At 63.6% G+C, this 11,047-nt stretch carries 5 protein-coding genes and 1 pseudogene; 4 read left to right on the top strand and 2 right to left on the bottom strand.

Annotation, left to right across the window (positions count from 1 at the left end):
- Window positions 1–371 (bottom strand): tRNA (cytidine(34)-2'-O)-methyltransferase (locus B2994_RS04055; protein WP_291527103.1); only part of this gene is annotated, 371 nt, incomplete at its 3' end.
- Window positions 372–499: 128 nt separating this feature from the next.
- Here B2994_RS04055 and B2994_RS04050 point away from each other — a divergent pair.
- The 4 genes from B2994_RS04050 to B2994_RS04035 all read left to right on the top strand — a co-directional run bounded on the left by B2994_RS04050 (window position 500) and on the right by B2994_RS04035 (window position 10,495).
- The gene (locus B2994_RS04050; RefSeq protein ID WP_291527099.1) at window positions 500–1,411 is read left to right on the top strand and encodes an A/G-specific adenine glycosylase; all 912 of its coding nucleotides are present in this window, start codon (window positions 500–502) and stop codon (window positions 1,409–1,411) included.
- Between the two features lie 463 nt (window positions 1,412–1,874).
- Window positions 1,875–2,486 (top strand): hypothetical protein, encoded by a 612-nt coding sequence (locus B2994_RS04045; protein ID WP_291527098.1) that lies wholly within the window; start codon window positions 1,875–1,877, stop codon window positions 2,484–2,486.
- Window positions 2,487–2,719: 233 nt separating this feature from the next.
- Window positions 2,720–6,262, top strand: a complete 3,543-nt coding sequence (rpoB, locus tag B2994_RS04040) for a DNA-directed RNA polymerase subunit beta (protein WP_291527097.1) — start codon at window positions 2,720–2,722, stop codon at window positions 6,260–6,262.
- A 39-nt stretch (window positions 6,263–6,301) separates the two neighbouring features.
- The gene (locus tag B2994_RS04035; protein WP_291527096.1) at window positions 6,302–10,495 is read left to right on the top strand and encodes a DNA-directed RNA polymerase subunit beta'; all 4,194 of its coding nucleotides are present in this window, start codon (window positions 6,302–6,304) and stop codon (window positions 10,493–10,495) included.
- 135 nt (window positions 10,496–10,630) lie between these two features.
- On the opposite strand, the pseudogene B2994_RS04030 reads toward B2994_RS04035, so the two are convergent.
- Window positions 10,631–11,047: pseudogene (locus B2994_RS04030) on the bottom strand (hypothetical protein); the annotation flags it as partial.

Below are 11,047 nucleotides of genomic sequence, written 5' to 3'. Positions count from 1 at the left end.
TGCGCTGTGAACGCGATGATGCGCGAATTCGGCATGGACTCAACCAAGTTCTCGAAATTCGGGTGCAGCACCACATGGGCCATATCGTGGTAATCCAATCCCGCGCGACGCAACTTCGTGTCACGCAGGTTGAACCCCAACGGCTCCACCAGATGCAGAATCGTGCCGGTCACCGCGCACAAGCGGATCGCGGAACCGGTGTTGCCCGGAATGCGGGGGGAGTAGTAGCACAAATGCGGCGTCACGGTTTCGGCTGCCGCGGCCTTTTCCGCCGACAGCATTGCGTCGACCACGGAAATCGGATTGCCGTGCGCGTCGGTCACCAGTTCGTCGGGGCCGTAGTTCGATTTGCGATAGCCATACTCAAACATCTTCTCGACCCGCGCGGTGGGGTCGGTCGGGGCAGGCTGGGAAGAATCGTTCTGGGGGAAACCGCTCTGAGAGCGTTTATTGGGGGTGGTTGCTGCTTCGTTCGTCACGGGTGATAAGAATAGGGTCGATGAACGACAGTGAGACTCGTGAGGACCGCCTGCGCCTGTGCCTCGCCGCGTGGTGGGAGGCGAACGCGCGCGACCTGCCGTGGCGGTTCGGGCGGACCGGCGCGTGGGGGGTACTGGTTTCCGAAGTGATGAGTCAGCAGACGCAGATGAGCCGCGTGGTGCCGTACTGGCGGTCGTGGATGAGCATGTGGCCGGATGCTGCGACGCTCGCCGGTGCATCCACCGCCGAGGTAATCACCGCGTGGGGCCGGTTGGGCTACCCGCGCCGGGCGCTGCGGCTGCAGGAATGCGCGCGGCAGGTGGTCGATCGATACGGCGGCGCATTGCCCCGCGAATACGACAAATTGGTGGATCTGCCGGGGATCGGCGACTATACGGCGTCGGCGGTGCTGAGCTTCGCGTTCGGTCGGCGTGTGCCGGTGATCGACACCAATATTCGCCGCGTGCTCGGTCGAGCCGTGGCGGGCAAGGAGTCGCTGGGCGGATCGGCCTCGGCTGAGGATCGGCGGTTGGCCACCCGGGTGCTGCCGCGGGATGCCGCGGCCTCGGTGGTGTGGAATCAGTCGGTGATGGAACTGGGCGCGGTGATATGCACGGCTCAGACGCCGGTATGCGAACAGTGCCCGATTGCGGGGGAATGCGCGTTCCGTGCCGCAGGATACCCGGACTTGGGCCGCAAACGCACCCGGCCTCGCCAGCGATTCGCCGGAACCGATCGTCAGGTCCGCGGCATCGTGCTTGCGGCGTTGCGCAATGCGTCCGCGGCCGGGTCCGACCATAGCGGCATATCCCGCGCCGAGACAGAGCGGTTGTGGGCCGATCATGGCCAGTTGGATGCATGCATCGCCAGCCTGGACGAGGACGGCCTGATCGACATCCGGCCGGACGGTTCGCTGACTCTGCCTCGGTAAGACAGAAGTCGCATATGTATTCGCCCATGGAATCTGGCGCTTTTTCGACAGATTTTATGGGCAAACAACCCATTGGTGTCAGGTTCTATGTGTGAATGGGGTGGATGCTGAGACCTGGTGCGCAGGTACGCTCATTGCGGAGCGGCGGAACGCGTTAGACTGAAACGATATGGCGACGAATGAGTGGAATGCGATGAATCGCGGTGCGACCGGGCGGCAGGGTTCTGGCGGCGGCGCCGCGGGCTCTCGTCACCCGCATACTTCCAACCGTTCTGAAGCAATCCGACGTTCTTCCGCAGGCAACCGTGCCTCCGCGAGTGATCGTCTCGCTGCCCCGCAACGTTCCTCCGCATCAAGGAGGTCTGGCGATCACTTCGACAATCGCGGCGCAACTGCGCGCAAAACAACTGCCGGTGGAGCGGTTGCGGCCCGGATGGCGGCGGCGCGCAAACGGCGTCGCAGGATGAGCCCGGCGAAACGGCGGATGTATCGCCGCCGTCGCATCGTCGTCCTGATCGCTCTGCTCTCCGCGCTGGCGCTGGCGGTCGCGGGAATTTGGGGGATCGGCCGAGGGGTCGTCGCCCTGGATACGTGGATACGCCGGGATGACATCAACGCGGTCAGCCGGCAGGACGTGCCGACGCCCAAGAAGACCTCCGGCGTGCCATCGTGTTCCGCATCCGATGTGCAATTGCAGTTGTCGGCCTCTGCGGCGAGCGTGTCGGTGGGCGGATCCGTCCAGTTCTCGGCCACGATCTCGTATATTGGCGCGGGCCAGTGCCTGGTCGACGCCGCGGACGACAGCCGCGTGCTGACCATCACCAGCGGTGACCGGACCGTGTACCGTTCCGACGTTTGCGCAGTGAAGTCGCGCATGCTGCTGATGAGCAAATCCGACGAGATGAAGCAGGACAAGCAGACGCTGGTGTGGGGCACGAACTCCAACGCCTCCGACACCACATGCCGTAAGAATTCCGAGCTGCCGAAGGTGGATCGCGGCACCTATGTCGCGAAACTCAGCCTGAAGAACGCCCCCAACGCGGTCAGCGATCCGGTGACCGTGGAGGTGAAGTAGGCGTGAGACGGGACTGAGACGGGGCGCGTTCGTCCGACTTTATCGGCGACATCTGACCCGCAGTCTCGTCAATTGATACGACACGCCGAATGTGCTAGAATGTTGACTTTGCATGAAGTGTGTCATATGGCGGGCATGCGTTCATAGGGGAAGCGCTCGCATACGCATATGGTGGCTGGCGGGCGTGCTCCGGGGAAACACCAAGCATTAGCGAGTGATAAGGATCAAGTCTCTTGGCTACCAGCACTTACGCGCGCGCCGATCAGCATGATATCGAGCTGCATAAGGCGCCGAATCGCGTGAACTTCGGTTCCATCAAGGAGCCTATCGACGTGCCCTATCTTCTGGGCGTCCAGACCGACAGCTTCGACTGGCTGATCGGCAACGAACGCTGGAAGGCGCGCGTTGAGGAGGATCTCAAGAACGGCACGAACACCGTTCCCCACACTTCCGGCCTTGACGAGGTTTTCGAGGAGATCTCCCCGATCGAGAACTTCGCCCAGACCATGTCCCTGACCTTCTCGGACCCGTACTTCGAGGAGCCGCGCCACACCGTGCAGGAGTGCAAGGAGAAGGACTACACCTATTCCGCGCCGCTGTACGTCAACGCCGAATTCGAAAACGGTGATACCGGCGAGATCAAGTCCCAGACCGTGTTCATGGGCGACTTCCCGCTGCAGACCGCGCACGGCACCTTCATCATCGGCGGCACCGAGCGAGTGATCGTCTCGCAGCTTGTGCGTTCCCCCGGCGTGTATTTCGACCGCAGCCAGGACCGCACGTCCGACAAGGAAATCTTCGGCGCGAAGATCATTCCGAGCCGCGGCGCATGGCTTGAATTCGAGATCGACAAGCGCGATGTGCTCGGCGTGCGCGTGGACCGCAAGCGCAAGCAGTCCGCCATCGTGTTCCTGATGGCCATCGGCATGACCAAACCCGAGATCGCCGAGGCGTTCCAAGGCTATCCGCTGGTGCTCGACGCGCTCGAGAAGGAGACCATCGCCACTCAGGACGAGGCCCTGACCGATCTGTACCGCAAGATCCGCCCGTCCGACACCGCCACCCCGGAAGCCGGCCGCAACCTGCTGGATTCCTTCTACTTCAACACCAAGCGCTACGATCTGGCGCGCGTGGGCCGCTACAAGATCAACCGCAAGCTCGGTCTTGAGGCCGACTACAACGAGCGTTCCCTGCAGCGCGAGGACATCATCGCGACCATCAAGTACCTGGTCACCCTGCACGCCGGAGACAAGACCTTCCCGGGCAAGCGTGATGGCAAGGACGTCGAGCTGCGCGTGGACGTGGACGATATCGACCACTTCGGCAACCGCCGCATCCGCCAGGTCGGCGAGCTGATCCAGAATCAGCTGCGCACCGGCCTGAGCCGTATGGAGCGCGTGGTGCGCGAGCGCATGACCACGCAGGACGCCGAGGCCATCACCCCGCAGTCCCTGATCAACATCCGCCCGGTGAACGCCACCATCAAGGAGTTCTTCGGCACCTCCCAGCTGTCGCAGTTCATGGACCAGAACAACCCGCTGGCCGGCGTGACCAACAAGCGCCGTCTGTCGGCCCTGGGCCCCGGCGGCCTGTCCCGCGACCGCGCCTCCATGGAGGTGCGCGATGTGCACCCGTCCCACTTCGGCCGCATGTGCCCGATCGAATCCCCTGAAGGCCCGAACATCGGTCTGATCGGTTCGCTGGCGACCTTCGGCCGCATCAACCCCTTCGGCTTCATCGAAACCCCGTACCGCAAGGTCGTCAACGGCCACGTGACCGACGAGGTCGAGTACATGACCGCCGACCGCGATCTTGACCATGTGATCGCCCAGGCCAACCAGAAGCTGGACGAGAACGGCAACTTCGTCGAGTCCACCGCCCTTGCCCGAGTGGGCGAGGACGAGGCCGTCGATGTGCCGGTGAGCTCCGTGGACTACATGGACGTCTCCCCGCGTCAGATGGTGTCCGTGGGCGCTTCGCTGATCCCGTTCCTGGAGCACGACGAGGGCCACCGAGCTCTGATGGGCACCAACATGCAGCGTCAGGCAGTCCCGCTGATCGAATCCGAGCTGCCGCTGGTCGGCACCGGCGCCGAGTGGCGCGCCGCCGTGGATTCCGGCGACGTGATCCTGGCCGAGAAGGACGGCGTCGTGACCTACGTGTCCGGCGACATGATCCGCACCATGAACGACGACGGCACCACCAGCTCCTACAAGCTGGCCAAGTTCCAGCGTTCCAACCAGACCACGTGCTACAACCAGGTGCCGCTGATCAAGGACGGCGAACGCGTGGAGAAGGGCACCGTGCTGGCTGACGGCCCGGCCACCCAGAAGGGCGAAATGGCCCTGGGCAAGAACCTGCTCATCGCCTTCATGCCGTGGAACGGCTACAACTACGAGGACGCCGTGATCATCTCGCAGCGTCTGGTGCAGGACGACACGCTGAGCTCCATCCACATCGAGGAGTACGAGATCGACGCCCGCGAAACCAAGCTGGGTGCCGAGGAAATCACCCGCGATCTGCCGAATGTCGGTGAGGACGCGGTGTCCAACCTCGACGAGCGCGGCATCATCCGCATCGGCGCCGAGGTCGAGGCCGGCGACATCCTGGTCGGCAAGGTCACCCCGAAGGGCGAAACCGAGCTGACTCCGGAAGAGCGCCTGCTGCGCGCCATCTTCGGGGAAAAGTCCCGCGAGGTGCGCGACACCTCCCTGCGCGTGCCGCACGGCGAGACCGGCACCGTGATCTCCGTCAAGGAAATCACCCGCGAGGACGCCGAGGAGGACGGCGACGAACTGCCGAACGGCGTCAACCAGGTTATCCGCGTGTACATCGCCCAGCACCGCAAGATCACCCAGGGCGACAAGCTCTCCGGCCGTCACGGCAACAAGGGCGTTATCTCGCGCATCCTGCCCGAGGAGGACATGCCGTTCCTGGCGGACGGCACCCCCGTCGACATCATGCTCAACCCCTTGGGCGTGCCGTCTCGAATGAACCTCGGCCAGGTGCTGGAGCTGCACCTCGGCTGGATCGCGCATTCCGGCTGGGACATCTCGCTGGATCCGGATCTGGACGCCGAGTGGAAGAAGTACGTGCCGAAGGGTGCCGAGAAGGGCGAGCCGGGCACCCCGGTGGCCACCCCGGTGTTCGACGGCGTGCGCCCGGACGTGATCCGCGGCCTGCTCAAGTCCACCCTGCCGAATCGCGATGGCGACAAGCTCGTCGGCGACGACGGCAAGACGGTGCTGTACGACGGTCGTACCGGCGAGCCCTTCGGCAAGCCGATCTCCGTGGGCTACATGTACATGCTGAAGCTGCATCACCTGGTGGACGACAAGATCCACGCCCGCTCCACCGGCCCGTACTCCATGATCACCCAGCAGCCGCTGGGCGGCAAGGCCCAGTTCGGCGGACAGCGCTTCGGAGAGATGGAGGTGTGGGCCCTCGAGGCCTACGGCGCCGCCTACACGCTGCACGAGATGATGACCACCAAGTCCGATGACGTGGACGGCCGCGTCCGCGTGTACGGCGCGATCGTCAAGGGCGATAACCTGCCGCCCGCAGGCATCCCCGAGTCGTTCAAGGTGCTTCTGAAGGAAATGCAGTCCCTGTCGCTGAACGTCGAGGTGCTGAACGCCGAGGGCGTCGCCATCGACATGAAGGACGAGGACGACGATCCGGTTTCCTCCGCCAACGATCTGGGCTTCAACATCGGCGCCCGCCCGGACGCCGCCGCCAAGGAAGACCAGGCATCCGCGGAACCCGAATACCGCTGAACCAACCGTTAGAGATTTTTCGAAAGACAGGACAGATAAGTGCTGGACGTCAACGCATTTGACAAGCTTCGCATCGGCCTGGCCACCGCCGACGATATCCGCGGCTGGAGCCATGGCGAGGTCAAGAAGCCGGAAACCATCAACTACCGCACCCTTAAGCCCGAGAAGGACGGTCTGTTCGGCGAGCAGATCTTCGGCCCCACCCGCGACTGGGAGTGCGCCTGCGGCAAGTACAAGCGCGTGCGCTTCAAGGGCATCGTGTGCGAGCGATGCGGCGTCGAGGTGACTCGCAGCCGCGTGCGCCGTGAGCGCATGGGCCACATCGAGCTGGCCGCCCCGGTGACCCACATCTGGTTCTTCAAGGGTGTGCCGTCCCGTTTGGGATACCTGCTCGACATCGCGCCGAAGGACTTGGAAAAGGTCATCTATTTCGCCGCCTACATGGTCACCAAGGTGGATGAGGAGCAGCGTCATCAGGACCTGCCCGATCTGCAGGAGGAATTCGACCACGAGGTTGAGAACCTCGCCAAGCGCCGCGACAACGAGATCGAAGAGCGCGCCAAGAAGGTCGAGGAGGATCTCGCCACCCTTGAGGAGTCCGGCGAGGCCAAGGGCCCGGCCCGCGCCAAGCTGCGCAACTCCGCCGAGCGCGATATGGCGGCCATCCGCCAGCGTTTCGACGATCAGATCGCGCGTCTGAACGCCGTGTGGGATCGTTTCAAGTCCCTCAAGCCCGGCGACATGGAAGGCGACGTGGATCTGTGGCGCGAGATGGAGGATCGCTACGGCGATTACTTCGAAGGCTGCATGGGCGCCGAGGCCATCAAGAAGCGCCTGCAGGACTTCGACCTCGAGGCCGCCTCCAAGCAGCTGCGCGAGGAGATCGAAACCGGCTCCGGCCAGCGCAAGGCTCGTGCCCTCAAGCGTCTGAAGGTCGTCAACGCCTTCCTGACCACCGGCAACAAGCCGGAGGCCATGGTGCTTGACGTGATTCCGGTGATTCCTCCGGATCTGCGCCCGATGGTGCAGCTGGATGGCGGCCGCTTCGCCACCTCCGACCTCAACGACCTGTACCGTCGCGTGATCAACCGCAACAACCGACTCAAGCGACTCATCGAGCTGGGCGCCCCGGAGATCATGCTCAACAACGAGAAGCGCATGCTGCAGGAGGCCGTCGACTCCCTGTTCGACAACGGCCGTCGCGGCCGCCCGGTCACCGGCGCCTCCAACCGCCCGCTGAAGTCACTGTCCGACATGCTCAAGGGCAAGCAGGGCCGCTTCCGCCAGAACCTGCTCGGCAAGCGAGTCGACTACTCCGGCCGTTCCGTAATCGTGGTCGGTCCGTCGCTGCGCATGCACCAGTGCGGTCTGCCGAAGCCGATGGCCCTGGAGCTGTTCAAGCCCTTCGTGATCAAGCGTCTGGTCGACCTCAACTACGCGCAGAACATGAAGTCCGCCAAGCGTCTGGTGGATCGCGGCGATTCAGAGGTGTGGGGCGTGCTCGAGGAGGTCATCTCCGAACATCCAGTGCTGCTCAACCGTGCGCCTACGCTGCACCGTCTGGGCATTCAGGCCTTCGAGCCGATTCTGGTGGAGGGCAAGGCCATCCACCTGCCGCCTCTGGCCTGCGCCGCCTTCAACGCCGACTTCGATGGCGACCAGATGGCAGTCCACCTGCCGCTGAGTGCCGAGGCCCAGGCCGAGGCCCGTTCGTTGATGATGGCTTCCGACAACATTCTGAAGCCCGCCGACGGCCACACCGTGACCATGCCTTCTCAGGATATGATCCTGGGTCTGTACTACCTGTCCACCGTGGTGGATGGCGCCAAGGGCCAGGGCCGTGTGTTCAGCTCGCTGGAAGAGGCCGAGATGGCGCTCGACCGCCACGACATCGACATGCAGGCCAAGGTGCTGATCCGTCTGCCCAAGGATTTCGTGCTGCCGGCCGATTGGGAGCCGGGCGAGCTCAAGGTCGTCGACCCCGAGCCGGGCAGCCCGGACACGGTGAAGGAGGAGCGCCTGTCCGACGGCAGCGTGCTGTTCGCCACCTCGTATGGCCGCGTGCTGTTCAACGAGACCCTGCCGACTGACTATCCGTTCGTCAACGAGCAGGTCGGCAAGAAGCGTCTCGCCAAGATCGTCGACGACATCGCCACCCGCTACTCCACCGCCCAGGTCGCCGCATCGCTGGACGCTCTGAAGGATCTGGGCTTCACCCGCGCTCCGTGGTCGGGTGTGTCCTTCGCCTTCTCCGACGTCATCGAGCCTCCGGAGCGCGAGGAGTATATCGCCCAGTTCGAGAAGCAGGCCGATCAGGTCAACGCCAATTACGACATGGGTATGCTGACCGAAGAGGAGCGCCGTCAGGAGCTCATCGACCTGTGGACGAAGTGCACCGACGATGTCTCCCAGGCCGTTGAGAAGCACTTCGACAAGGCCAACAACCTCGCCATCATCGTGCAGTCCGGTGCGCGAGGCAACATGATGCAGATCAACCAGATCGCCGGTATGCGAGGCCTGGTGGCCAACCCGAAGGGCGAGATCATTCCGCGTCCTGTGAAGTCCAACTACCGCGAGGGGCTGTCGGTGCTGGAGTACTTCATCTCGCAGCACGGCGCCCGCAAGGGTCTGGCGGATACCGCACTTCGTACCGCGGAGTCCGGTTATCTGACCCGTCGTCTGGTCGACGTGTCCCAGGACGTGATCGTTCGCGAGGAGGACTGCGGCACCAAGCGCTCCCTGACCATCCGGGTGGGCGAACGTGACGAGAACGGCAATCTCGTGCTCGTCAAGGCCGCCGACGGTGGTCCTTACTCCCGTCTGCTCGCAGCTGACGTGATCGATCCCGCTGACGGCACCACCGTGCTGTACAAGCGCAACGACGCCCTGTCGATGGACGTGCTGCGCGACCTCGTCGCCCATGGCGTTGAGGAAGTCAAGTGCCGTTCGGTGCTGACCTGCGAGTCCAAGCGCGGTGTGTGCGCCAAGTGCTATGGCTGGTCGCTGGCCACCAACAAGCTGGTGGACGTCGGCGAGGCCGTGGGCATTGTGGCCGCCCAGTCCATCGGCGAGCCCGGCACCCAGCTGACGCTGCGTTCCTTCCACTCCGGTGGTGTTGCCTCGGCTTCCGATATCACCCAGGGTCTTCCCCGTGTGACGGAGCTGTTCGAGGCCCGCACTCCTAAGGGCGAGGCTCCGATTGCCGAGTTCCCGGGTGTGGTGAAGGTCGAGGACACTGATCGCGGACGTCAGGTCACCCTGACTCCGGACGATCAGAGCGTTGAGCCGATCACCTATCCCGTGACCCGTCGCGCTCCGCTGCTGGTGAAGGACGGCGAGCATGTCGAGGTTGGCCGTCAGCTCATCGAAGGTTCCGTCGACCCCAAGAAGATCCTGCGTATTCTTGGACCGCGCGCCGCCCAGGTGAACATTGTGAACGAAGTGCACACCGTGTACCGTTCCCAGGGTGTGGATATCCACGACAAGCACATCGAGGTCATTGTGCACCAGATGCTGCGTCGCATCACCGTGATCGACTCCGGCGACACCAAGCTGCTGCCCGGCGAACTGGTGGATCAGGCGCGCTTCAAGGAAGCCAACAAGGAGGCCGTGATGAACGGCGGCAAGCCCGCCGCCGGCCGTCCGGAGCTGATGGGCATCACCAAGGCCTCGCTGGCCACCGATTCGTGGCTGTCCGCCGCCTCCTTCCAGGAGACCACCCGCGTGCTTACCGAAGCCGCCCTGAACCAGAAGGTCGATGACCTGAAGGGTCTGAAGGAGAACGTCATCATCGGCAAGCTCATTCCGGCCGGTACCGGTCTCGCCCGGTACCGCAACGCCGTTGTGGAGCCCGACAAGGCCATCCGCGACACCATTTACCCGAACTTCGGTCTGGGCGGTGACGACGTGGCCGGCGATGTGGATCTCTCCGATGCCGACCTGGGCGATGTGGACTTCAGCAACCTGGACTTCGGCGAGCTGAAGCTCGGGGATGACTTCAATCCAGACGACTTCCTCAACGACCAGGGTGGTCAGGCTCATCTGAACGATGATGATCTGACCGGAGGCTTCGGCGCTGACTTCAGCGTGGGTTCCGCCGCTGATTCCAATACCTCCGCCGGTTCGACTGATTCGGCCGGTTCGGCTGACCAGGGACCGGATCAGGAAGCGGATGGCTCCTCGGCTGCCGGCGACGCTGGCGCTGATGGTTCGTCCGACGCTGATCAGCAGTAATACGCAGCAGGCTTAGGCTGCAAAGCTACGAACGCTGTCGCATAGGCCACCGACCGTTTCAGCCGGTGGCCTATGGTTATATTCGCCCGTATCCTCCCGTTGTTCAAGTTCCTATCTCGGTTCTTGTCTCGGTTCCTATCTCAGCTGGTGGGGGATGGGACGCAATGCAATGCGCCATCGTTGCGATCGTGGCAGCAGAGGCATCAGCGATTTGCGGAGCAGATTGATCTGGGCCCAATAGGTGTGCGCCTGATCTTCGGTGATGGGACGACCCGAATACATGGCGTAATCGGCTTGTCGACCAAGGGTTTCGAATAATTGGCCGAGATTGCCGGATGCGGCGAGGCGATGCTTGCCAACAGTCCGTATGCGTTGACGTGTGGTGCCTGCCGAGGTGATCGGGATGCCGGATCTCGTCAGGAGATAGCAGGCCAATGCCCAGCCGTTGGCTATTCGCTGACGCGTGGTGCCTCGCTGGCGGAGGGAATGCAGCGTCAGCGCGTTGGCGGCGAGCAGCATGAGACAGAGCAGCAGAGCGAGCCAGATCGGGCT

Source organism: Bifidobacterium sp. UBA744 (assembly GCA_002298605.1).
Lineage (GTDB): Bacteria > Actinomycetota > Actinomycetes > Actinomycetales > Bifidobacteriaceae > Bifidobacterium.
Note: the sequence above shows the minus strand (reverse complement) of the source record. Positions and strands in the feature narration are given on the sequence as shown.

Bases quoted from the DNA above. Each gene is read 5' to 3' on its own strand.
- B2994_RS04050 (WP_291527099.1), top strand. From the start codon at position 500: ATGAACGACAGTGAGACTCGTGAGGACCGCCTGCGCCTGTGCCTCGCC.
- B2994_RS04045 (WP_291527098.1), top strand. From the start codon at position 1,875: ATGAGCCCGGCGAAACGGCGGATGTATCGCCGCCGTCGCATCGTCGTC.